This is a genomic window from Rickettsia endosymbiont of Urophora cardui, assembly GCF_964030725.1.
Classification (GTDB): domain Bacteria; phylum Pseudomonadota; class Alphaproteobacteria; order Rickettsiales; family Rickettsiaceae; genus Rickettsia.
The window spans coordinates 480,523-503,283 of the sequence record NZ_CAXIPY010000004.1 but is presented as its reverse complement, the minus strand read 5'-3'; the positions used below and the strand labels follow the sequence as shown (position 1 = coordinate 503,283).

The following is a 22,761-nucleotide window of genomic DNA, read 5'->3' as shown; positions in this document are numbered from 1 at the left end:
TAATAATCGTCATTGCGAGGAAATTACGTAGTAACTTGTACGTACGCAATCTCATGCAATAGTATAAAATTCCTGAGATTGCCACGTCGATGCTATGCATCGCCTCGCAATGACGCTTTACGAAGCAGGTTTTAAAATCTTGCTCACGAATTCCTTATGTTTTTGTAATTCTTCTTTTGTTGGTTTAATAACGGGAATATTCCTATGTGCTTGAGAATCCACGCGATTATAGCTTAAGTTATTTATTTTAGCAGCTTCATCAAGCATCTTAAAGGCTGACTGCCTACCACCGGTTAGTTCTACATATACTTCAGCAAGTAAGGCTGCATCTTTAAGAGCACCGTGAAGTTGTCTGCCGGAATTATCCACCTTAAATCTTTTACATAAAGCATCAAGGCTATATTTTGATCCAGGAAACATACTTTTAGCCATCACTAAAGTATCAATAGCATGCTCAAGTTCTAGGAGTTTAATTTCAGCTCTTTTTAATAATGATAATTCATGATTTAGAAATTTGACATCGAAAGGTGCATTATGAATAACAAGTTTACCATCTGCAATAAACTCTAAAAAATCATCTGCAATAGTATGAAATAGTGGTTTATCTTTTAGAAACTCACCGGAAATGCCATGAATTCTATAAGCCTCAAATGGCATGTCTCGTCCTGGATTAAGATAGAAATGAAAATGTCTGCCGGTTAGTACCTTATTTACCATTTCAATAGCACCGATCTCAACAATTCGGTGACCGCCTTTTGGATCAAGTCCCGTAGTTTCCGTATCTAAAATTATTTCTCTTAAACTCGACATTCTAAATTTGCTATTAGGTTATTTGTTTGTTTTTCCAAGTCTAACATATCAACGCCGCTATTTATAGCAAAATCTGCTTTTGCTATTTTACTCTCCTGCGAAAGCTGAATTTCCTTTATCTTGTTATAGATTTCCACATCAAAAGAAGATCTGGTTGTTGCTCTTTGCATTCTTATTTCTTCAGAGCAATGCACAGTTACGACAAAATCGAAATATTTATCAAATTTAGCTTCATACAATAAAGGAATCTCGGCAAACCCAAATTTAGAGTTTACGTTTTCCTGTTTAAATTGACTTAGTTTTTTTATCAGCAGTGGATAAATAAAATTTTGTAATTTCTCACGTGCGAGATCATTGTTATAAATTAAATTACTAATCTTTCCAATATTAAAAGTTTCAAGCTCCGGCAATAATTTTAAAATACCGGTTTGGATCTTTGAATCTTGATATAATTCTTTTATGCATCTATCGGCACAAAAAGTCTTATATCCTTTTTCTGCTAAATAGTCCAAAATAAAAGTTTTGCCCGATGCATAGCTACCGGTAATACCTATTGCTAACATTTTGTTATAAAAATTTTATGTTCATTAGCGAGTTTTATAGTTTTCTCTTCTTCAGCTATAATTACTTGGTTTTTTTGAATTGCAACGCCTTTGTAATTATATTTAGCAAGATTTTTTATAGTATTAACGCCTATAGTTGGTAAATCTAGCCTATTATCTTGTCCTATTTTTGAAAGTTTAATAAGCACTCCACCGCAAGATTTTTTACGTAAGTCTGCACATCTAGCTATTAAATTATCCGTCCCCTCGGCTGCTTCTATGCCAAGTACATAACCATCTTCAACTATAACCGACTGACCTACATCAAATTTACTTAAATGATTTAATAATTTTACCCCAAATTCAATATCTTTTTTATCAGAATTTGTAGGGCTAGTATCAGTTATAATAGTAGAATCACATTGTTGATTTTGATATATCTCACTACTTGAAATTATCTTAAAACCATAACTCTCAAAGAATTTAGCTACTATTCTTAATAAATTATCATCCCCACGAATTTTTTGGCTAATTATTTTAAGAAGTAATAAACCACCTATTTTATCCACTGCCAAGTTTTTAAAATTCGGTCTGTCGACTCCGCCTATAAGAATAATGTTTTTTACGTTATGTTGTGTAAAATACTTAATAGCTGCTCCAACCATACCGATTTTAAAAGGTTGATACTCAAAGTCCTTAATTAATTCTATATTAGCTTCGCCCTCTATCGCAGCTATATAACAATTACCACCTTGTTTTTTATAATTACCCGCTATTAAAGAAGGTAGCGAACCTTTACCGGCAATAATCCCAAGATTTGGTAGCATAAAATAGTTTATAATTTAAAATCTAATATTGATTATAAGCGTATTTTAAATATAAATCTAGAACCTGAAGTTTTGACAAAAATTCTAATTTTTCTGACTAAAGTAAAAATTTATATTTAAAGATGAAGAACTCGGCCGCAAGCGACCGAGTTTCAAAACAGGTTAAACTGCTTTGTTTCTTTTTCAATTTTATCCATTGCGTTTAGTTGATTTTGGTATCCACACAAAGTGATACATTATTCTAAAAACATGATGACTATTACGCCTCAATTCCATTCTACTAAATTATAATATGCCAACGCTTATATTATAACGCTATCCATCTAGGGAGCAAGCTCCCTAGATTTTCGCTATGCGGTTAAATATTTAGTGCTTTTATCAGCTTAAAAGCGATATTTCTACAATTTAAAGTAAATTATTGGATATATAATACAAATTATAGATTGATACACTCGCCACTTTTTTTAATAAAAATTTTTTGTCAAAACTTCAGTAGAACACCTTTACAAATTAATCAAATTAAGCGATAATAGTAAGTGCTAATATAGCTATAGTAATAAACGTAATTTAGAATAGAGGTTGCGGACTCGGGGGCAGTACCCGACGCCTCCACCAATACTCATACTCGATGAATTTCAAAAATTGGCTACGTTGTCCTACAAGTACTCCGGTACTCACGTATTAAGTATACGCTCCGTTCCTCGTCTTGTGGACGCCTTGCTCTTTTTGAAATTGATCTTCGTATGACACAGTATAACAATATGATATACGATGCTAATACTGCTTATATTTTGAAAGATAAGTAGTATTTTGAGGGGGCGAAATAGGATCGACGTGCCTAATAAAAAAATTGCTTTTACTCGGGATGATTCCGCCGCAGGCTTTTGCCTTACGGGTCAAAACAAAGAAACGCAAACGATAATAATCGTTATGTAGGTGGTTCAGCTTTAGCTGCAGCTTAGTCCTACGCGGTTTGGGGGTTTACCGGGCAACAGAAAAACCCTCATATATACTCGTTTTATTTGAAATACGCTGAATGTTGTTTTTTGCTTTTAATCTCACGTATTAAGTATACGCAGCTAGTCAAAGCTTCAAAACGCCTTGCTATTTTTCAAATTAAACTTCGTCTATTGTTTATCTACTTTTGATTAATATGAATATCGAATATAAAAAATTTTTAAATGAATCTATGCTGGAATTTGTAAAAAAGGTTTTAGCAAGGATTCAGCATGAAAATTTATATTGGGACCAATTAATATATATATCATATAAGACTGATCATCCAGCTGTCATTTTGCCTTTAAAAGTTAGACAAGCATACCCAAAAGAAATAACGATAGTACTTCAGAATCAATTTGAGAATATAATAGTAAAAGATACCGGATTTTCTGTAATGTTAAGTTTTAGCGGCATTAAAGAAACAATTTATATACCATTTGATGCTCTTATTAGTTTTGTTGATTCAAGCAATAGCTATAGTTTCACTTTTAATCAGCAATTAAATATACAAAATAATAACACAGCTGAAATATTGAAAATAGAAAAGCAAATTCTGGAAGAAGAAAATAATGATAAAATTGATGAAGCTTTGTTATCACAAAATGTTATTGTGCTAGATAAATTCCGTAACTCTTCTAAGTCTAAACCTATTAAACCTAGTTAAAATATTGAAAGAAGATATATCAAAAGTCATTATATATACCGATGGTGCATGTTCTGGCAATCCAGGTCCAGGAGGGTGGGGAGCGTTCCTTCAATTTAATGAGGTGAATAAGGAAATGTTTGGGCATGAGCTTGAGACTACTAATAACCGTATGGAAATTACAGCAGCTCTTGAAGCACTAAAAATTCTAAAAAAACCTTGTCATGTGGAAATTTATACTGATAGTAAGTATTTGCAACAAGGGATTACCGTTTGGATCCATAATTGGATAAAAAACAACTGGTGTAAAAGCAACAATGAACCCGTTAAAAATGCTGATTTATGGCAAAATTTGTACGAAGAATTAAGCAAACATACTATCATTTGGAAATGGGTAAAAGGACATGCAAGTAATAGCGGTAATATTGCTGCTGATAAACTTGCAGTACAAGGAAGACAAACTGCTATAGAAATTTTAAAATGTCGTGGATAAATAAGTTTTTTATTACTTTTTTTCATAAAAAAGTAGGAGAAGATGAGTTACTAAACCAATATTACGAAAGTAAGAAGCTTGACTATTTAGGGCGTCCTAAAAGATTTGTTATTTATAAAAATGCTAATGAACCAACAAAAATTTCGCCCAGTTGGCATGCATGGTTGCATCATTTAGTAAATGAAGTACCAAAAAATATTAAGCTTTTTTCTTGGCAAGAAAGTAACAAAATAAGCCAAAAATCATCTAAATCATCGAATGCTAGATATAGCAGATGGCAACCATAAATCAACTATTTGGTATAAAAAACAATGAAACAAAACATTATTGAAACAATTATCGGTTTTGCAGTATTAATTATTGCTTTCCTATTCTTAATTTTTGCTTATAAAACTGGTAGTTCTATGACTAACGCCAAAGGCTATCAGCTCACTGCCAGTTTTCAAAGTGCTGAAGGGATATCAGTCGGAAGTGACGTGATGATTTCAGGTATAAAAATCGGTAATGTTAAAAAGATTTGTTTAGATCCAACTAGCTATTTTGCTACTGTATATTTAAATGTTAATGAGAATGTTAAAATACCTAAAGACTCAAAAGCTCAAGTAGTTACTAGTGGTCTACTTGGAGGTAAATATATTGCAATCGTACCAGGAAACGATAATGATGATTTAACGCCTCATGAGGAAATAAAATATACTCAATCGGCAATTAATATCGAGTCCTTAATTAATAAAATCGTTTCTTCATTCGGTAGTAAGTAAATCCCTCAATATCTGGGCTTTGCTTCCTCTTTTTGGAATTACAAATTTAGTTTTTATATTATATAGTTTTTTAAGAGAACTAATAATTACTTCGGAATTTTGTAGCGGTACGTTAATTATTATTTCTTTAGCTGGTTTTCTTGTTTGATAAAACTGTCCAATAAAAGACTCGAAAACTTCTGCTTTAATATTTGTCTGATTATAAATGGGGGAATAGTTTTGCTCCCCCCATTTCTGTCCTCCTCTGTAAAGCAGAACTTTAATTTGGAATCGGCTATCCTCTCTAATTACAATCACATCAGCATCTATTATCCCTTCATATTGTTTTCCGATGCGTAATTTAGATAATTTTATAAGAATGATGCTCCTCGCAGCAGAGCTACGAGGTATCTAAAAAAGTTTTAGTTGTTTCTTATGATATCACGAAGCAGAGCTTCGGGGAATTAAACCCTGAGAGATTAATCCACTGCTCGCTAATTTTACAAAAATCATCGACAAAACAAAATAATGCAGTAATATCTTTCTTCATGGGGATACTCTTGTTTTTTTGCTAAAAATTATATAGAGTATCTTCTATCCCTTGTAAATACTTACTTCCAAACCTAGATTAATCCAGAATTCAGGTAATAAGTGTTAAAACAATTCAAAATTGGAAAAAACAGTTTTTAGGTAATGCGGCATTAGCTTTTGAACCAGCTAAAGTTTTGAGTGAATATCAAGAACAAATAAATCATTTACAAGAGCAAAATGATGAACTTGCTAAAGCTCTTGGTAGAATCACAGTTGAGAGGGACTGGGCCGTGGGAAAGCTCAAAAGCTTGGATTTATCAAATAAAAAGAGTCTTGTACACTCCAAGCTAAATCAACTCTCAAAATCAAGACAGTGTGAACTATTAAAGATTAGTCGATCTACAGCCTACTATAAATCCAAGGAGATGAGTATAAATAAATTAAGTATTTTAAATAGAATAGATGAAATATATACAGATAATCCTGAATTTGGTTATCGCTATATTCATCAACAGTTACTAGAAGATGGTTTTATTGTCGGTAAAGATCGAGTACTGAAATATATGAGGATGATGGGTATAGAAGCTATTTACCCACATAAGTGACTAACGAATATTAGAATTACCCTCAACGAACATTAAAATTACCTATAAAAAAGAAGTAACTATGGACAGTAAAATCGAATAAAAATTTATTTTTAAATATTTAAATATTATTCGAGAATTACTGATGACATGTACAAATAACCAAGTAGGTATTTTAATGCAAAAGATCAAAAAATATAATCAGATAATTTCTGCTGCAAAAGCAGGTATGAGTGTAAAAACGGCACGTAAGTATTTACGTATTAATAAGTATCCAAGCGAATTACGCACAATACGTAAATATAGGACACGTAAGGATCCATTTGTGAAGCACTGGGATGAAATAGAATCGGAAAGTTCTATAATTAATTAAGCCAGATATAATCAATTTTTAATCTCTCAGGGTTTAATTCCCCGAAGCTCTGCTTCGTGATATCATAAGAAACAACTAAAACTTTTTTAGATACCTCGTAGCTCTGCTGCGAGGAGCATCATTAAATATAGATATATCATGGCTCATTTAACGATAGATGAAAGATTTAAAATATACGAAATGAATAAGAGTGGTTATAGCTCGCGATATATAGGGACAAAGATTGGCCGTGATAAAAGCACTATATGTTATGAACTCAAGAGAATGAGGCATAATTATAGACCAGATAGGGCTAACACACTTGCTTGCAGTTTAAGGCAAGGTAAGAGAAAAAGAAAATTAGATATTGATAATAATTTACGAGCAGAAATAATAAAGCAGTTAACACAGGGTATTTCACCAGATATAATTTCAGGTAGACGTAAACTATCACGAGATACTGTCAATATTTCTACAGAGAGTATATACCAGTTTATTTATACATCTCCTATAGCACAAAGGCAAAAATTATATTTATCTTTAGCAAGAAAAAGGAAAAATAGGTTGCATCATGGTACAAGAATCAGAAACAAAAGAATTACAATACCAAATCGAGTTTCCATTACTGAAAGACCAGAGATAAATAGAAAGATAGCAGCAATAGGTCATTTAGAAGGTGATTTAACTTTTAACAAAGGTAATCAAAGTCGTAATATAGGCGCTCTTGTGGATATCAGAACACAAAAAGTGTTTCTCACTTTAAACCGTTCAAAAAGAACACAAGATGTGATTGGTAACATGAATAAAAAACTTAAACAATTGTCGCATATAATCAAAAGCATAACGTTAGATAATGGCAAAGAATTTACCAATCATGAACAACTATTGCCAAAATCTGAACGAAAAGTATATTTTTGCAATCCTTATTCTCCATGGCAAAAACCATTGATAGAGAAGATTAACTCAATGGTGCACAGAGTATACTCTAAATCTTTAGATATAAAAAAATTAACAATAAAGCAATTACAAGAAATTGAGGATTTTTTAAATAATTTACCAAGAAAAGTGCTCGGTTATAAAACACCCAATGAGGTATGGGAAGAAAATATAAATCTGGCTTAATTAATACTGGAATTTACCCACTACAAATGCGATAGAATCGCTGAATAGCCAATTGAGAAAAGTTACTAAGAATAAACGCATCTTTCCAAATGATGACGCAGTATTTAGTCCGTCCGCCAAAACTCTACAAGCCTTATAGATAATATGGTTTTAAGACAAGAAGTAATACAACAATCCGTAAGAAAATGATAAAATATGGTCATAAACCTTATGGATTTCAGTCAATGCCAATAGACAACATTATCAAATCGCAAGAACAAGGGAAACTGTTTGGTTATAAATTAAAAGAAGAATTAAACCCAAATAATAAGCTATATAAATTAAGAGAATTAATAAATTGGTCTAGGCTCGAAGAGCGGTTATCAAAAAATGTTTGTATTAAGAAATTTGGTAGAAATAGAAAATGTCATAGAGTGATGCTTGGCATAACGATGCTACAAGCAATGTATAATTTTTCAGATTCATTATCAGAGGAAGAGCTAAAAGAGAATATGTATTGGCAGTATTTCTGCGGGTGGGAATATATAGAAAAAGACATAGCTATCTCGGAAACTAGTATACGACGGTTTCGTAGTGTATTAGGTGAAGCTGGATATAATGAGATATTATCGGAGTTGATCAGGGTTGGGATAAAAACTAACACAATTAAAAAAAAAGATTTGGAATTAATCATCGCTGATACGACTGTACAAATTAAGAATATCAAACACCCACACGATGTTTATTTAATGGATAAAGCTAGGCTTAGCATAGTAAAGCTTTGCAACAGTTTGGGTATACATTTGAATGAAACATACGCTAGAACCTATAAACGCGATATAGTAAAGCTATGGAAATATAAAGAACATAGTAAAGCCAAGAAGCGTTGGAAAATAATGAAGCATTTAAAAATATTACTGGGTCGTTTGATTAGAGTATGTGAGCGTGAGATCAAAAATAAGCAATTAAACTTGTCTCTCAAAAATCAAGAAGTATTGCAAAAAATAAAACAAATACATAACCAATCTGTTTTAAAAAGAGAAGCTAAAAAGCAATATAAAGAAGATAACAAAGTATTATATAGTTTTCATGCCCCTGAAGTAGAGTGTATAGGAAAGGGAAAACGCAACAAGCCATATGAGTTTGGCAATAAAGTAGCGGTAGTAGTAAGTGGTCGTAGAAATTTTGTTTTATCCGCAAAATCGTTTCATAATAATCCTTATGATGGTCATACATTGCATCAGAGCTTTGAAGCAGTAGAGAGTGTCACTGGAATCAAGATAAAGAAATCATTTGTTGATCTTGGGTATAGTGGTAGCAATGTAAAGGAGAAGAGTAAGGTATATACCCCAAAAACGCGGAAGAAGTTGTTACAAGAGGACAAGTCTATGATCAAGAGACGCAGTGCCATAGAACCAATAATAGGTCACTTAAAGCAATATGGTCGGATGGGTAGAAACTTCTTGAAAGGTATGATAGGAGATATTATCAATCCAATAATCTCTGCTATTGGTTTGAATTTACGATGCATTGCAAATCATTTACAAATCGTGTCTAACTCCACATAAATCAAAAATATCATCATGCAAAAACTAGATGAACGATAAAAAATCGTTAACAATAGCTCCATATCAAAATTAGACCAACACAGAAATGTATCAGTAAAAATTAACATAACTTATTAATTTTTATTGAAAATCTTAGCAATTTGTTGTCAAAACTCTATCCCATTACAAATGATCAGGATTTGAAGTGTTTTTGGCGGATAGACTATTTAGTCCGTCCGCCAAAACTCTACAAGCCTTATAGATAATATGGTTTTAAGACAAGAAGTAATACAACAATCCGTAAGAAAATGATAAAATATGGTCATAAACCTTATGGATTTCAGTCAATGCCAATAGACAACATTATCAAATCGCAAGAACAAGGGAAACTGTTTGGTTATAAATTAAAAGAAGAATTAAACCCAAATAATAAGCTATATAAATTAAGAGAATTAATAAATTGGTCTAGGCTCGAAGAGTGGTTATCAAAAAATGTTTGTATTAAGAAATTTGGTAGAAATAGAAAATGTCATAGAGTGATGCTTGGCATAACGATGCTACAAGCAATGTATAATTTTTCAGATTCATTATCAGAGGAAGAGCTAAAAGAGAATATGTATTGGCAGTATTTCTGCGGGTGGGAATATATAGAAAAAGACATAGCTATCTCGGAAACTAGTATACGACGGTTTCGTAGTGTATTAGGTGAAGCTGGATATAATGAGATATTATCGGAGTTGATCAGGGTTGGGATAAAAACTAACACAATTAAAAAAAAAGATTTGGAATTAATCATCGCTGATACGACTGTACAAATTAAGAATATCAAACACCCACACGATGTTTATTTAATGGATAAAGCTAGGCTTAGCATAGTAAAGCTTTGCAACAGTTTGGGTATACATTTGAATGAAACATACGCTAGAACCTATAAACGCGATATAGTAAAGCTATGGAAATATAAAGAACATAGTAAAGCCAAGAAGCGTTGGAAAATAATGAAGCATTTAAAAATATTACTGGGTCGTTTGATTAGAGTATGTGAGCGTGAGATCAAAAATAAGCAATTAAACTTGTCTCTCAAAAATCAAGAAGTATTGCAAAAAATAAAATAAATACATAACCAATCTGTTTTAAAAAGAGAAGCTAAAAAGCAATATAAAGAAGATAACAAAGTATTATATAGTTTTCATGCCCCTGAAGTAGAGTGTATAGGAAAGGGAAAACGCAACAAGCCATATGAGTTTGGCAATAAAGTAGCGGTAGTAGTAAGTGGTCGTAGAAATTTTGTTTTATCCGCAAAATCGTTTCATAATAATCCTTATGATGGTCATACATTGCATCAGAGCTTTGAAGCAGTAGAGAGTGTCACTGGAATCAAGATAAAGAAATCATTTGTTGATCTTGGGTATAGTGGTAGCAATGTAAAGGAGAAGAGTAAGGTATATACCCCAAAAACGCGGAAGAAGTTGTTACAAGAGGACAAGTCTATGATCAAGAGACGCAGTGCCATAGAACCAATAATAGGTCACTTAAAGCAATATGGTCGGATGGGTAGAAACTTCTTGAAAGGTATGATAGGAGATATTATCAATCCAATAATCTCTGCTATTGGTTTGAATTTACGATGCATTGCAAATCATTTACAAATCGTGTCTAACTCCACATAAATCAAAAATATCATCATGCAAAAACTAGATGAACGATAAAAAATCGTTAACAATAGCTCCATATCAAAATTAGACCAACACAGAAATGTATCAGTAAAAATTAACATAACTTATTAATTTTTATTGAAAATCTTAGCAATTTGTTGTCAAAACTCTATCCCATTACAAATGATCAGGATTTGAAGTGTTTTTGGCGGATAGACTATTTAAGGTTTTATATCTGACAATTGATTATATTACCAAAAAATGGTCTATGCCTATCCCCAATTGGAATGAAGCTATGGCTCATTTTATGATCAAATTTGATGGTAGAATTTAATGGTTCACGAAATTTACACAATTGATGAGACAGAGCCGACATTTTTTGTAAACATTTGTTACCATAGTAAAGCTCTATTTCTTCAGAATAAATATAAGCTTTTAAAGTATAACCTATTAAGCGACTAGGCACAGAATAAGCTACAGATAAAATACTAACTGTACTGCTTGGATTAACACGTACTGATAATATTGTAGGTGCATTCCATTTCCTGATTGGTAACTCTTGTAAATGAACTAATTCTTCAGCTAATTTTTCTTTTCTACAGCTATTTCGCTTTTCTTTAATTTGTGTAAGGAATAATTCATAAGCTTTTAAATCAACAAAATTACGTGATCCACGTAATAGCAGATGTTGATTCACTGCTTGCTTAAATGTATCATGACTTTTTTCAACAGAACCATTTTCATGACTGACGCCTGGATTATTTCGCGATGGTGCAACATTGTAATAACCAAGCAATTCTTGCCATCTTTCTGTAAATTGTCTACTATTACCACATTGCTTGGTAGCTGCACTTAAATTATCTGTACGATGCTCTGGTAAAACTCCACCTAACTCCCATACAGCTTTTTCAAACCCTGATGCTAATGTATCAAAACTTTCACTATGGCATATGCTAAAAGTTTCCCAACATGAATAAGGCAACATAAAATGAAATAGTAAGTGAGGATATGGTTGCCCACCAATACAAATACCCAATTGATTCATATTGGTCCAATCAGACTGACTCTGTTTGCCAGGAAGAATATTTTGTAAAAAGATTACTGTCTTATCCTTACCATGTGCAGCTCTCCATTGTTTCAACCTTTTCTGCAAACAGCGTCATTGCTTCCCATTATAATTCCCATGATACTTTTCTGTCAAATATGCTAATATGGTAGTTGCTTGCAACTCCGGTGCTGATTCTAGCATTGATTCTATTTCATCCCAGTGCTTCACAAATGGATCCTTACGTGTCCTAGGTAAATTCCAGTATTAATTAAGCCAGATTTATATTTTCTTCCCATACCTCATTGGGTGTTTTATAACCGAGCACTTTTCTTGGTAAATTATTTAAAAAATCCTCAATTTCTTGTAATTGCTTTATTGTTAATTTTTTTATATCTAAAGATTTAGAGTATACTCTGTGCACCATTGAGTTAATCTTCTCTATCAATGGTTTTTGCCATGGAGAATAAGGATTGCAAAAATATACTTTTCGTTCAGATTTTGGCAATAGTTGTTCATGATTGGTAAATTCTTTGCCATTATCTAACGTTATGCTTTTGATTATATGCGACAATTGTTTAAGTTTTTTATTCATGTTACCAATCACATCTTGTGTTCTTTTTGAACGGTTTAAAGTGAGAAACACTTTTTGTGTTCTGATATCCACAAGAGCGCCTATATTACGACTTTGATTACCTTTGTTAAAAGTTAAATCACCTTCTAAATGACCTATTGCTGCTATCTTTCTATTTATCTCTGGTCTTTCAGTAATGGAAACTCGATTTGGTATTGTAATTCTTTTGTTTCTGATTCTTGTACCATGATGCAACCTATTTTTCCTTTTTCTTGCTAAAGATAAATATAATTTTTGCCTTTGTGCTATAGGAGATGTATAAATAAACTGGTATAGCTAACGCGAAAAGGTTTTTACCATAGTTTTTGTATTTACTCACATATTCACCAGATCTAAATCCTATTAAACATTGCTGGACTAACTTTAAAAACTGTTTACATAAAATTATTGATCAATGCCTAAGTTTTTCCTAATCTGTGGTAGAAACATTTCCGTGTTAGCTATATATACTCTCTGTAGAAATATTGACAGTATCTCGTGATAGTTTACGTCTACCTGAAATTATATCTGGTGAAATACCCTGTGTTAACTGCTTTATTATTTCTGCTCGTAAATTATTATCAAGATCTAATTTTCTTTTTCTCTTACCTTGCCTTAAACTGCAAGCAAGTGTGTTAGCCCTATCTGGTCTATAATTATGCCTCATTCTCTTGAGTTCATAACATATAGTGCTTTTATCACGGCCAATCTTTGTCCCTATATATCGCGAGCTATAACCACTCTTATTCATTTCGTATATTTTAAATCTTTCATCTATCGTTAAATGAGCCATGATATATCTATATTTAAATGATGCTCCTCGCAGCAGAGCTACGAGGTATCTAAAAAAGTTTTAGTTGTTTCTTATGATATCACGAAGCAGAGCTTCGGGGAATTAAACCCTGAGAGATTAAAAATTGATTATATCTGGCTTAATTAATTATAGAACTTTCCGTTCCCTGTGTAGGCTTGTATCCCTGTACTATCCATTGAAATACAACTAAATTCTTTATCTTGATTTCCATGTAAATACCTAAGATCTAATGACTTCATACGCTTACTTAATGTTGTATAGTCTGGACATCTAATAGATAAACCCGATATTTCAAAGAGCCAGTTTATAAAGCCTTGGGTTTGGCGTAACTTAAGACCGAATAAGCATCTGATCTTCAAACACTGTAATATAGCGTGATCACTATAGCGTCTAGGTCTTCCTCGTTTCATTTCCTCTCTGTAATCAGCATACCAGCCAATCGCCAAATCACTGGCAATCATAAAATCTATGCGACCCCTATTGCGTAAAAAATTATTATATTCTGACCAATTCGTTATTTTATATTTAGAATACTTGCGTGATTTACTAAAAGGGGCTTTCTTCCGAGATCTCATATAATCTGGATTATTTTTTAATTCAGGACATCTTACCAGATTATCACCACTCTTGCTCTACAAATTTTATTTATGCAACAAAGCCATGCCTCACAGGCTTACTACTCTAGGATGATACACATCTCCTCACAATGACGTATATTACCCCTCACCGCCCCCGCTATCCTCTGCCACAGAACTCTCTTTATTAGCCGCAGGGCGGTTCTTATTCGATTTTTTATTACGATATCTGCGTTTTGTTTTTTTTGGTAGTGGTTTTTCTTCTACTACTACACCATCATCCGTAATTTCTATTTCTTCCTTTACAACACTTATTACCTGATCTTTTACCTCTTTTATTTCAGGCACTTTTTTCTTTTCTTCACTGACAACATTATTATTATTGCCTGTTTTCCATTTATGCTTATTCTTACGCAGCTGCTCTTTTTTAGGCTCTTCTTCGGTATAATCAGCACTATGATTTTGAATCACCGGCTTACCAGCATTGAGGTTATTATTATTTTTCTTTAATAATTTTACTTTTTCGATTGAATAGCTATCAGATGTAGCGTTAGGATCAGAATAAAAATTGAGCCTTATATTATATTTCTCTTCAATCAACTTTATTTCCTGACGTTTATTATTAAGTAGATAAATCACCGAAGAAACATTAGCAAAAACATTTATTATATCAATTCTATCTTCGAAAATTTCATTTTCAATAGTACGCAAGATTAGCATAGCATTCGCCTCATCGGCTCTAACAACGCCTTTGCCATTACAATGAGAACAAATTGAAGAATTAGTTTCTAGGAAAGAAGAACGTAACCTCTGCCTTGAAAATTCAAGCAATCCAAACTGGCTAATATTACCGGTTTGTATACGTGCACGATCACGACTTAAGAATTCTTTAAAAGATCTCTCGATAATTTTACGATTTTTTGTCTCATCCATATCAATGCAATCAACAACTATAAGACCTGATAAATCTCTAAGCTTAACTTGTCTTGCTATTTCTTTTGCTGCTTCTAAATTAGTTTTTAAGGCTGTTTCTTCAATATTTTTTTCAGAAGTTGATCTACCGGAATTCACATCTATAGAAATAAGAGCTTCAGTTGGATTAATAACAATATATCCTCCTGAAGGTAAAGTTACCACAGGCTGGTATAGCTTAATTAATTGTTCCTCTGCTTGAAACTTAGTAAATATAGGAGTTTTACCTTTATGCTCTTTAAGTTTTGTCATCTCTGAAGGTAACAAATCTTGCATAAATTTTGCTGCATCTTCATATGCTTCTTGCCCATGAATTATGACCTCTTTGACATTATGATCACACATATCACGTATAGTTTTACGTATTATGCTATCTTCTTCATGAATAAAGCACGGAGCTGGAAAATTAACAGTACTTTTACGGATTTTATTCCATAACCTTGATAAATAGCTATAATCTTTTTTCAGGTCCAAAGTACTACAACCTCTACCTGCTGTCCTGATAATTACACTATAAGGACTCTTATCGCCGTTTACTACCTTGTTTAAAATATTCTTAAGCCTTTTTCTTTCATCACCATTTGATATTTTACGAGATATACCATTTTGTGCTGCTTTATTAGGCATTAAAACACAATATTTACCCGCTAAAGATACATAAGTAGTAAAAGCTGCACATTTATTTCCACGCTCCTCTTTAGTAACTTGAACTAATAATATTTGGTTTTTTCTTATTACGTCTTGTACTTTATATTGCTTATATTGAGGAATATTTTCTTCCTTATCGCTTTGGATAATTTCAATATCATCTGCTGCTTCTAAATTAAGCTCTGACTGAAATTTACTCTCTACTAACTCCTCTATAGCCTTTAGATCGATTTCTTCACCATCAATTAATGGGTCATATGAAGTAGTTGCCTGCATCTCATCCTCATCATCAAGAACGATATTAGGCGGTACTATCTCAGGAAATGCATTAATTGGAAAATTCTTCTCTGATGCAGGTAAATTGTAATAATTGGGATGTATTTCGCTAAAAGGCAAAAAGCCGCTTTTATCCATACCATATTCTATGAACACAGCTTGCAAAGATGGCTCTATTCTCGTTACTTTTGCTAAATAAATATTACCTTTATTTTGTTGTTTTCTTGTTGTTTGAAATTCAATATCTTCTATATTATTGCTTTGTCCCAATAAAACCACTCTTGTTTCATTTGAGAAATTAGCATCAATTATTATCTTTTTATTCATTAATCTCGCTCACTAACTCGAAGAATAAATAATTAATATAACACCTTAAGCATATCTTGTAATGATGCTCCTCGCAGCAGAGCTACGAGGTATCTAAAAAAGTTTTAGTTGTTTCTTATGATATCACGAAGCAGAGCTTCGGGGAATTAAACCCTGAGAGATTAATCTATTTAAATAAGTACCTATCTTTCTTTAGATTCTGTGCATAACCATAGGTAAATTAAGTAGCGAATTATATTATTATTTTTCTTACATTAAATTATTTATCATATATAAAAACTACATTAGATATTTATTTTATATATCTAATGCTATATAAGCTCCTCATACTAAAATATTAACTATAAATATCTTAATGAAATTACAAATCTCTTTAATTATTCAGAATAACTATTTATACTAAACTCTGTATATCTAAAATAGTTTTAACCTTTGTATCGTATCTTGATACAGTAAACTTAATGATGCTCCTCGCAGCAGAGCTACGAGGTATCTAAAAAAGTTTTAGTTGTTTCTTATGATATCACGAAGCAGAGCTTCGGGGAATTAAACCCTGAGAGATTAACTATGAGTTATATACCATGTATGTATGTTTAGCAAACACTTAATTTATGACTTTAAAAAACGATTATAAGACAATTTTATTTTCACTTTTGGGAATATTTATTTTTTCTTGTATTAATGCTACAAATTTTTATACTTCTAAAATTTTCTTACTTATAAATAAAGGTTTAGGTGGAGAAGAGATAAATAATATCAATCAAACTAAATTCCTAGGCTCAATAATTGCTGCTTTCGCTTTAACCCAGCTAATCAATAAATTAAGTAATAAAGTAATTATTATTACTAGTTTAATATTGCTCATTCTTTGTACTATTAACTTAGTCTTGCTAGATGATTTTACTTTCATTAAAATTAACTTTATTATAATCAACGCAGGAATATTTGCATATTTCACCTCAACAGTACTAGAGATTATTGAAACTTCCGGTGAAAAAAAATATTTTTGCTTAGCTTGTGTAATATTATTATGGGCATGTGGAAATCTAATAATAAACTTAATAAGTCAATTCATTAACCCAACAAATAATACCATAATAATTTGTGCTTTATTATACTGCAGCAATATTTTAACTGAGTTTCTACATTCTAATCCCACTATCCACACTTTGAAATTAGATTCAAAAATTTCATCTTTGATAAAAAATGTGGAATTACAAATATTAACAGGATTTGTAGTATCTTATGTTACCTTAGATATATTTTGGTATTATGAAGCGTTTGCGTTAAAAAAAGAATTAGCATTAATTAATCTATCACTAATATTGAAATATATTTTTACAGGAATATTATTTTCCATAATACCTATTTGTTATCTAATAAATAAAGCAAATAAATATTTAGCTAATTTCATATTAACTTTAGTCCTACTCATATGCTTTATTTTATTACCACTACATGGTTGGAACAAAAACCTAAATATATTATATGTTATATTGATCGGAAGTTGCTTAGGATCAATTTTTATTTGCAATATTTTAATATTGATTGATAAATTTAAAGGATATGAATTTAGAACAGCACTATTTTCATACTTTTCTATGTGTAGCGTAGGTATTTATGCTGGTGCTTTATCTTCTAGCGTTCCTTACGGCACAGTGAATGGAAGTGACTTCTTATTTTCTATTTCTGCTGTAGTTGGTAGCTTTGTCGTTTATCATGCTTGGTATCTTATTAGCTACAGATTATATAATATGCCTACAAAATGAAAAACTCCTTAAATAAAAGAGACATCTCAATATTAATCGGTAATGCGTTAGACCATTTTGATACTGCACTTTATGGATTTCTCGCTCCACTTCTTGCCGGCATTTTCTTTCCGAATCACGATAAAAGAGTAGCGTTAATTTTAACTTATAGCGTTCTTGCTACTTCCCTATTTACTCGCCCTATAGGTTCTTACTTTTTTGGAGTAATTGCTAAAAAATATGGTGGAGTTTTTGCATTATCTCACTCTTTAATCGGCGTTGCTTTAACCACTGCTTTAATAGGATTGATACCCTCACATGCTCAAATAGGCTGGCTTGCACCGCTATTATTAGTCGTAATTAGGACTATGCAGGGTATATATTCTGAAGGAGAATGTGCTATTGCTAAGTTATTTATTTTAGAGAATAAAGAAGAAAAAAAAGCCTTTAAAGCTTCTTATCTTTATAATACCTCTACCATGTTTGGAATTATCTTCGCATCTTATATCAGTACTATAGTTTTAAATACTGATTATAACGGTTACTGGCGAGTATGCTTTATATTTGGCGGGCTTACTGCACTTGCCGGTTATTTTTTAAGGAAGAGCAAGGCGGTTATTCTGTCATCCCGTGGCTTGTCCACGGGATTTAATAAATCAACAGATAATAATGCAGTAGCTGGTTTTCTGGATCTAGTTCCCAAGCCACGGGATGACACTAGGATAACACCTATTTTTCCTCGCAATGACATAATAAATGACCTACTCATAATATGGAATAATAAACTAAATATCATACGAATCAGCTTTGCCATAGGCTTTTCATATATGACCTACATAGTGCCGTTCGTCTTTATGAATAGCTTTATGCCTCTCATTACTGATATTTCCTTAGAAACAATGATGAAGTTTAATACGGAATTTCTGATTTTTGATATGATTATGATTACAGTAATCGGGAATCTAACCAAAAAATTTCATTATCTTAAAATATTAAGAGGCACTCTTATATTAATGATTTTAAGCTTAATTCCCCTATGGTGGTTTTTAAATAACTCATCAATATGGTATGTTAATTTTGTTCGTATATTTATTATATTAGCCGGAGTTAGCTTTCTTGCCCCATTAAATTGCTGGCTCAATGATCTGTTTAAAACTGCCTATAAATATATGCTAGTTGGTATCGGCAGCAGCATCGGCTCTTCACTAATCGGGCGGCTTGCTCCCTCCACATGCTTAATGCTCTGGCATATCACAAATAGCAGTATATCGATTGCGGTTTATATAACCGTGATATCACTAGTAGCTTTGTGGTGTGTTAAACCTAAAGTGAATTGAGATATTCCTCAGGCGTCATACCTATAATTTTCGTTAGTTCCTGATAACAATCTTCATGAACAAGATTGCTAAATTTAGTTTTGTCATGATCGATTAACGGAGCATATAAGTGAGCATTTTCTTTTATAAACTGAAGTTTTGACAAAAAGATAGCCAAATATAATGGACTAATGGTATGGACCTCCTGATATAGAGAATGAAAAGCAGTTGCTAATCTTCTAGGGTTAATATTTAACATATTAAAACAACAATTAAGGAGGTCCATATGGAGGTTACTACAATTGGTATAGATATTGCAAAAAGAATTTTTCAAATTCATGGTGTAGATAAAAATGGCAAGACAGTATTAAAGAAAAAATTGATGAGAGATCAGGTTTTGACATTTATGGCTAATTTACCACAATGTTTAGTAGGGATGGAAGCTTGTGGTGGTTCTAGTTATTGGGCAAGAGAAATAACTAAATTAGGGCATGAAGTAAAACTAATGGCACCGCAATTTGTCAAACCATATGTTAAAACTAATAAAAATGATCAAGCAGATGCTGAAGCGATATGTGAAGCCGTGACAAGACCTAATATGAGATTTGTTGCAATTAAAACTATAGAGCAACAAGAAATTTTATCAATACATAGGGTAAGAGAGAGATTGGTAAAAAATCGTACAGCACTTGCTAATGAAATTAGGGGGCTACTACATGAGTTTGGTTTTATTGTTCCTCAAGGCATTAATAAGGTTATCACAAAATTAATTGAGATTTTAGATGCAGGGAAATTAAGCCAGTTAAGTTATCAAACATTTAGTGAACTAAAAGAAGAATTCTTAGATAATAACAGAAAAATAAAAGAGACAGGAGTTTCGCACTTAGCAAAATTGTGTATTAGTTAGAAGCCATTTAATGTTGTTCTGAATTGATGTTTTTATAACTTCCCAAGTTTGTTGATATAAAGTAATGTTTTCATTTATCCTCCTTTTGTTCATATCAAGCCAGGCCAATACAGCAAGGCAAATATGATTTCTTTGAGCTCGACCCGTGCGTGCCTGACAGCATTCAATACCACAAGTTTGTTTCAATTCTCGATGATAAACTTCTATAGACCAACGCGCCTTAACAATTTTCTCTATTTGCTCACGTGTAGGATTCTCTAAATTAGTTGTTATGTAATCAATGCGACCATTTTTTGCCACAAACTTAAATACCGTAACCCAACCGTATCCACGTAGGTGAATTTTTAGCCCTTCATCGGGAATCTCTAAAGTTTCCAAGCTAACATTACGATTAACTTTTCTATTTTTTCTTAGGTTGGTAACCCATATCCAACCTAAATTACGTATATGTTTTAAATTATCCAAACCACTATACCAAGCATCCATAACTATAGCATCAGGCTTGATACCTCTTTCTTTAGCTAAAGTAAGCATATCACAAAAATGCTCGTTCTTTGTTTTACCATCAGTTTCTTTATCATATATTCTATAATCTACAGGAGTAGATTGATCAATTTGAGTATTGTAATGCAGTAAGTTTACCATTCCTATACCAGGTATAACATCATGTACAGCCCCAGAATATTGATAATTTACAAGCTCGATCCTCTTACTGTATTGCTTTGACAATAAGGTGTCATCTCCCACTAATAAACAAGGATCTTCCAGATCAATATATTTTGACACTTTGCTATAGATTTCGCTAGGGCGAAAATCCTTACTCTTTAACCATCGACTTGCACTATCGTGCGATAGATCTAATGGACTTACTTCAGATAATGCTTTGCTAGTATATCTTACACTACTTGCTTGTAAGAATGATTTATATAAATCTTTGCTACATTTTGATCTTGTCATTTTTATCTAAAACTATTTTTCTCTAGATTAGCATATTATTTGCTAAGTGCGAAACTCCTGAGAGATAGAAAAACGATTAACAATGATAGCAAGTAACCTAACTCAATATCAACGATTAAGAGCTATACCTGGTCTTGGTTTAATTACTGCTACTGCTTTAATAGCATCAATAGGTAATGCTACAAGTTTTGAGAATGGCAGGCAATTATCGGCATGGCTAGGATTAGTGCCAAGACAACATTCAAGTGGTGGGAAGGATAAGCTGCTGGGAATTAGCAAGCGAGGTGATGTATACTTACGCACTTTATTAATTCAAGGGGCTAGAGCTGTACTAAATGCCAAGATAAGATTTACATCGGAAGAACAGAAATCTAAAAAAGATTTTAGCCAATTTACGAAATGGATGTTTAATTTATCTGAGCGAAGTAGCCATAATAAAACGACAGTTGCCATAGCTAATAAGTTGGCAAGAGTGGTGTTTGCTGTACTAAGATCAGGAGATGATTATGTAGAGAGTAAAGTTTGTAGCTAAAGAGTGTGTAGCATAGCACTTATAAGTAAAATAAATGGTGATTTATATAATGAATAGGTAAAAGCAAAACAATATGTAAGAGATTCCAACCCGAAATATGCTTGAGATAATTAATATTGATGGTAAATAAGACAAACCTTAGCTTACAAAAAAACTGCGTTTTTCAGTGGCTCTTTTAGAAGCCGATGGACTGATAAGTATATAGTTTGTAAGCCAGCGAATTCCATCAGGGCTGTAGAATAAATTAGGTTGATTTATCAGCTATAAGCCGGATACATGACTGCATTTGTTTGTTTTTATTATTGATGTTATTTTTTTCTTGCATTCTACAGGAGGTCCATACATGAAAAAATTGGACAAAAAAATGAAGGAGTGTGTTTCCGCAATAAGTTAGAATAAATAGCAATAAACTTAAGAGGAAAGATGAAGAAAAATAAAGTAAAAATTTTCAGTGCTTCAGAAAAAACGGGGATAGTATTAGAATTAATAAAAGAGGAGTCGACACTTGGTCAGTTAGCTTCAAAATATGCAATAAGTGTTAAAACAATTCGGAAAGTTCTATAATTAATTAAGCCAGATATAATCAATTTTTAATCTCTCAGGGTTTAATTCCCCGAAGCTCTGCTTCGTGATATCATAAGAAACAACTAAAACTTTTTTAGATACCTCGTAGCTCTGCTGCGAGGAGCATCATTTAAATATAGATATATCATGGCTCATTTAACGATAGATGAAAGATTTAAAATATACGAAATGAATAAGAGTGGTTATAGCTCGCGATATATAGGGACAAAGATTGGCCGTGATAAAAGCACTATATGTTATGAACTCAAGAGAATGAGGCATAATTATAGACCAGATAGGGCTAACACACTTGCTTGCAGTTTAAGGCAAGGTAAGAGAAAAAGAAAATTAGATATTGATAATAATTTACGAGCAGAAATAATAAAGCAGTTAACACAGGGTATTTCACCAGATATAATTTCAGGTAGACGTAAACTATCACGAGATACTGTCAATATTTCTACAGAGAGTATATAGTCTATCCGCCAAAAACACTTCAAATCCTGATCATTTGTAATGGGATAGAGTTTTGACAACAAATTGCTAAGATTTTCAATAAAAATTAATAAGTTATGTTAATTTTTACTGATACATTTCTGTGTTGGTCTAATTTTGATATGGAGCTATTGTTAACGATTTTTTA

At 32.2% G+C, this 22,761-nt stretch carries 21 protein-coding genes, 1 other RNA gene and 7 pseudogenes; 19 read left to right on the top strand and 10 right to left on the bottom strand.

The genetic code is table 11. From position 1 onward, the window contains the following. Positions 1–117 precede the first annotated feature (117 nt). Genes dnaQ through AAHI98_RS05900 form a run of 3 tightly spaced genes read right to left on the bottom strand, consistent with a single transcriptional unit; the run spans position 118 to position 2,179 of the window. Entirely contained in the window at positions 118–810 is a 693-nt protein-coding gene (dnaQ, locus tag AAHI98_RS05910) for a DNA polymerase III subunit epsilon (RefSeq protein ID WP_342225314.1), read from the bottom strand. Further along, positions 798–1,373, bottom strand: a complete 576-nt coding sequence (coaE, locus tag AAHI98_RS05905) for a dephospho-CoA kinase (protein ID WP_342225313.1) — start codon at positions 1,371–1,373, stop codon at positions 798–800. The genes dnaQ and coaE overlap by 13 nt, the downstream gene beginning before the upstream one ends. Beyond that, positions 1,367–2,179, bottom strand: a complete 813-nt coding sequence (locus tag AAHI98_RS05900) for an LpxI family protein (protein WP_342225312.1) — start codon at positions 2,177–2,179, stop codon at positions 1,367–1,369. The genes coaE and AAHI98_RS05900 overlap by 7 nt, the downstream gene beginning before the upstream one ends. A gap of 498 nt (positions 2,180–2,677) precedes the next feature. Between AAHI98_RS05900 and ssrA the strand changes: the two genes are divergently transcribed. The 5 genes from ssrA (at position 2,678) to mlaD (ending at position 5,075) form a co-directional block, all read left to right on the top strand. Continuing rightward, positions 2,678–3,185, top strand: a transfer-messenger RNA (tmRNA) gene (gene ssrA / locus AAHI98_RS05895). Positions 3,186–3,332: 147 nt separating this feature from the next. Further along, the gene (locus tag AAHI98_RS05890) at positions 3,333–3,842 is read left to right on the top strand and encodes a ClpXP protease specificity-enhancing factor SspB (protein WP_342225311.1); all 510 of its coding nucleotides are present in this window, start codon (positions 3,333–3,335) and stop codon (positions 3,840–3,842) included. Positions 3,843–3,846: 4 nt separating this feature from the next. Next, a complete protein-coding gene (rnhA, locus tag AAHI98_RS05885; RefSeq protein ID WP_342225310.1) occupies positions 3,847–4,314 on the top strand; it encodes a ribonuclease HI in 468 nt (155 codons plus the stop codon). Next, complete coding sequence (locus tag AAHI98_RS05880; RefSeq protein WP_011477057.1) at positions 4,302–4,601, top strand: NADH-ubiquinone oxidoreductase subunit NDUFA12 family protein; 300 nt, start codon at positions 4,302–4,304, stop codon at positions 4,599–4,601. Before rnhA ends, AAHI98_RS05880 begins: the two co-directional genes overlap by 13 nt. A 24-nt stretch (positions 4,602–4,625) precedes the next feature. Further along, a complete protein-coding gene (gene mlaD / locus AAHI98_RS05875) occupies positions 4,626–5,075 on the top strand; it encodes an outer membrane lipid asymmetry maintenance protein MlaD (protein ID WP_342225309.1) in 450 nt (149 codons plus the stop codon). Here mlaD and AAHI98_RS05870 read toward each other — a convergent pair. Continuing rightward, complete coding sequence (locus AAHI98_RS05870) at positions 5,058–5,372, bottom strand: hypothetical protein (RefSeq protein ID WP_342225308.1); 315 nt, start codon at positions 5,370–5,372, stop codon at positions 5,058–5,060. The two genes, mlaD and AAHI98_RS05870, sit on opposite strands and share 18 nt — an antisense overlap. Positions 5,373–5,779: 407 nt before the next feature. Here AAHI98_RS05870 and AAHI98_RS05865 point away from each other — a divergent pair, with 407 nt between their 5' ends. From AAHI98_RS05865 to AAHI98_RS05830, 8 genes and pseudogenes are all read left to right on the top strand, one after another. Then, positions 5,780–6,190, top strand: coding sequence for an IS3 family transposase (locus tag AAHI98_RS05865; RefSeq protein ID WP_342225307.1), 411 nt, complete (start codon positions 5,780–5,782; stop codon positions 6,188–6,190). Between the two features lie 124 nt (positions 6,191–6,314). After that, on the top strand, positions 6,315–6,542 hold the full coding sequence (locus tag AAHI98_RS05860; protein ID WP_342225306.1) for a hypothetical protein: 228 nt from the start codon (positions 6,315–6,317) through the stop codon (positions 6,540–6,542). 138 nt (positions 6,543–6,680) lie between these two features. Continuing rightward, positions 6,681–7,643 carry an IS30 family transposase gene (locus tag AAHI98_RS05855; RefSeq protein ID WP_342224646.1) on the top strand — a complete coding sequence of 321 codons (963 nt, stop codon included), beginning with the start codon at positions 6,681–6,683 and terminating at the stop codon, positions 7,641–7,643. A gap of 19 nt (positions 7,644–7,662) precedes the next feature. Then, a pseudogene (locus tag AAHI98_RS05850) lies at positions 7,663–7,746 on the top strand (transposase); the annotation flags it as partial. An 82-nt stretch (positions 7,747–7,828) separates the two neighbouring features. Continuing rightward, entirely contained in the window at positions 7,829–9,190 is a 1,362-nt protein-coding gene (locus AAHI98_RS05845; protein ID WP_342225295.1) for an IS5 family transposase, read from the top strand. 287 nt (positions 9,191–9,477) lie between these two features. After that, positions 9,478–10,284, top strand: a complete 807-nt coding sequence (locus AAHI98_RS05840) for a transposase (protein ID WP_342225305.1) — start codon at positions 9,478–9,480, stop codon at positions 10,282–10,284. After that, entirely contained in the window at positions 10,285–10,839 is a 555-nt protein-coding gene (locus AAHI98_RS05835; protein ID WP_342225389.1) for a transposase, read from the top strand. A 190-nt stretch (positions 10,840–11,029) separates the two neighbouring features. Next, on the top strand, positions 11,030–11,158 hold the full coding sequence (locus tag AAHI98_RS05830) for a hypothetical protein (protein WP_342225304.1): 129 nt from the start codon (positions 11,030–11,032) through the stop codon (positions 11,156–11,158). Positions 11,159–11,218: 60 nt separating this feature from the next. Here AAHI98_RS05830 and AAHI98_RS18115 read toward each other — a convergent pair. The 5 genes and pseudogenes from AAHI98_RS18115 to AAHI98_RS05810 all read right to left on the bottom strand — a co-directional run. Continuing rightward, a pseudogene (locus AAHI98_RS18115) lies at positions 11,219–11,809 on the bottom strand (Mu transposase domain-containing protein); the annotation flags it as partial. 331 nt (positions 11,810–12,140) lie between these two features. Further along, positions 12,141–12,776: pseudogene (locus AAHI98_RS05825) on the bottom strand (IS30 family transposase); the annotation flags it as partial. Between the two features lie 175 nt (positions 12,777–12,951). Next, positions 12,952–13,275: pseudogene (locus AAHI98_RS05820) on the bottom strand (transposase); the annotation flags it as partial. 143 nt (positions 13,276–13,418) lie between these two features. Further along, positions 13,419–13,871 (bottom strand): transposase, encoded by a 453-nt coding sequence (locus AAHI98_RS05815; RefSeq protein WP_342225302.1) that lies wholly within the window; start codon positions 13,869–13,871, stop codon positions 13,419–13,421. A 141-nt stretch (positions 13,872–14,012) separates the two neighbouring features. Continuing rightward, the gene (locus tag AAHI98_RS05810; protein ID WP_342225301.1) at positions 14,013–16,094 is read right to left on the bottom strand and encodes an Rne/Rng family ribonuclease; all 2,082 of its coding nucleotides are present in this window, start codon (positions 16,092–16,094) and stop codon (positions 14,013–14,015) included. Between the two features lie 611 nt (positions 16,095–16,705). On the opposite strand from AAHI98_RS05810, the gene AAHI98_RS05805 reads away from it, so the two are divergent. The 3 genes and pseudogenes from AAHI98_RS05805 to AAHI98_RS05795 form a co-directional block, all read left to right on the top strand. Beyond that, on the top strand, positions 16,706–17,863 hold the full coding sequence (locus AAHI98_RS05805) for a hypothetical protein (protein WP_342225300.1): 1,158 nt from the start codon (positions 16,706–16,708) through the stop codon (positions 17,861–17,863). After that, on the top strand, positions 17,860–19,179 hold the full coding sequence (locus tag AAHI98_RS05800) for an MFS transporter (protein WP_342225299.1): 1,320 nt from the start codon (positions 17,860–17,862) through the stop codon (positions 19,177–19,179). Before AAHI98_RS05805 ends, AAHI98_RS05800 begins: the two co-directional genes overlap by 4 nt. 265 nt (positions 19,180–19,444) lie before the next feature. Next, a pseudogene (locus tag AAHI98_RS05795) lies at positions 19,445–20,026 on the top strand (IS110 family RNA-guided transposase); the annotation flags it as partial. Positions 20,027–20,041: 15 nt separating this feature from the next. Here AAHI98_RS05795 and AAHI98_RS05790 read toward each other — a convergent pair. Next, on the bottom strand, positions 20,042–21,022 hold the full coding sequence (locus AAHI98_RS05790) for an IS701 family transposase (RefSeq protein ID WP_342224656.1): 981 nt from the start codon (positions 21,020–21,022) through the stop codon (positions 20,042–20,044). A gap of 61 nt (positions 21,023–21,083) precedes the next feature. Between AAHI98_RS05790 and AAHI98_RS05785 the strand changes: the two are divergent. From AAHI98_RS05785 to AAHI98_RS05775, 3 genes and pseudogenes are all read left to right on the top strand, one after another. Further along, a pseudogene (locus tag AAHI98_RS05785) lies at positions 21,084–21,554 on the top strand (IS110 family RNA-guided transposase); the annotation flags it as partial. 423 nt (positions 21,555–21,977) lie between these two features. Continuing rightward, positions 21,978–22,118: a hypothetical protein gene (locus AAHI98_RS05780; RefSeq protein WP_342225298.1), complete on the top strand. Its 141-nt coding sequence runs from the start codon at positions 21,978–21,980 to the stop codon at positions 22,116–22,118. 147 nt (positions 22,119–22,265) lie between these two features. Next, a pseudogene (locus AAHI98_RS05775) lies at positions 22,266–22,592 on the top strand (transposase); the annotation flags it as partial. Between the last annotated feature and the right edge of the window lie 169 nt (positions 22,593–22,761).

Excerpts from the sequence above, each read along its gene's own strand:
- dnaQ (WP_342225314.1), bottom strand. The coding sequence starts at position 810 with ATGTCGAGTTTAAGAGAAATAATTTTAGATACGGAAACTACGGGACTT.
- coaE (WP_342225313.1), bottom strand. The coding sequence starts at position 1,373 with ATGTTAGCAATAGGTATTACCGGTAGCTATGCATCGGGCAAAACTTTT.
- AAHI98_RS05900 (WP_342225312.1), bottom strand. The coding sequence starts at position 2,179 with ATGCTACCAAATCTTGGGATTATTGCCGGTAAAGGTTCGCTACCTTCT.
- AAHI98_RS05890 (WP_342225311.1), top strand. The coding sequence starts at position 3,333 with ATGAATATCGAATATAAAAAATTTTTAAATGAATCTATGCTGGAATTT.
- AAHI98_RS05880 (WP_011477057.1), top strand. The coding sequence starts at position 4,302 with ATGTCGTGGATAAATAAGTTTTTTATTACTTTTTTTCATAAAAAAGTA.
- mlaD (WP_342225309.1), top strand. The coding sequence starts at position 4,626 with ATGAAACAAAACATTATTGAAACAATTATCGGTTTTGCAGTATTAATT.
- AAHI98_RS05860 (WP_342225306.1), top strand. The coding sequence starts at position 6,315 with ATGACATGTACAAATAACCAAGTAGGTATTTTAATGCAAAAGATCAAA.
- AAHI98_RS05855 (WP_342224646.1), top strand. The coding sequence starts at position 6,681 with ATGGCTCATTTAACGATAGATGAAAGATTTAAAATATACGAAATGAAT.
- AAHI98_RS05845 (WP_342225295.1), top strand. The coding sequence starts at position 7,829 with ATGATAAAATATGGTCATAAACCTTATGGATTTCAGTCAATGCCAATA.
- AAHI98_RS05840 (WP_342225305.1), top strand. The coding sequence starts at position 9,478 with ATGATAAAATATGGTCATAAACCTTATGGATTTCAGTCAATGCCAATA.
- AAHI98_RS05815 (WP_342225302.1), bottom strand. The coding sequence starts at position 13,871 with ATGAGATCTCGGAAGAAAGCCCCTTTTAGTAAATCACGCAAGTATTCT.
- AAHI98_RS05810 (WP_342225301.1), bottom strand. The coding sequence starts at position 16,094 with ATGAATAAAAAGATAATAATTGATGCTAATTTCTCAAATGAAACAAGA.
- AAHI98_RS05805 (WP_342225300.1), top strand. The coding sequence starts at position 16,706 with ATGACTTTAAAAAACGATTATAAGACAATTTTATTTTCACTTTTGGGA.
- AAHI98_RS05800 (WP_342225299.1), top strand. The coding sequence starts at position 17,860 with ATGAAAAACTCCTTAAATAAAAGAGACATCTCAATATTAATCGGTAAT.
- AAHI98_RS05790 (WP_342224656.1), bottom strand. The coding sequence starts at position 21,022 with ATGACAAGATCAAAATGTAGCAAAGATTTATATAAATCATTCTTACAA.
- AAHI98_RS05780 (WP_342225298.1), top strand. The coding sequence starts at position 21,978 with ATGAAGAAAAATAAAGTAAAAATTTTCAGTGCTTCAGAAAAAACGGGG.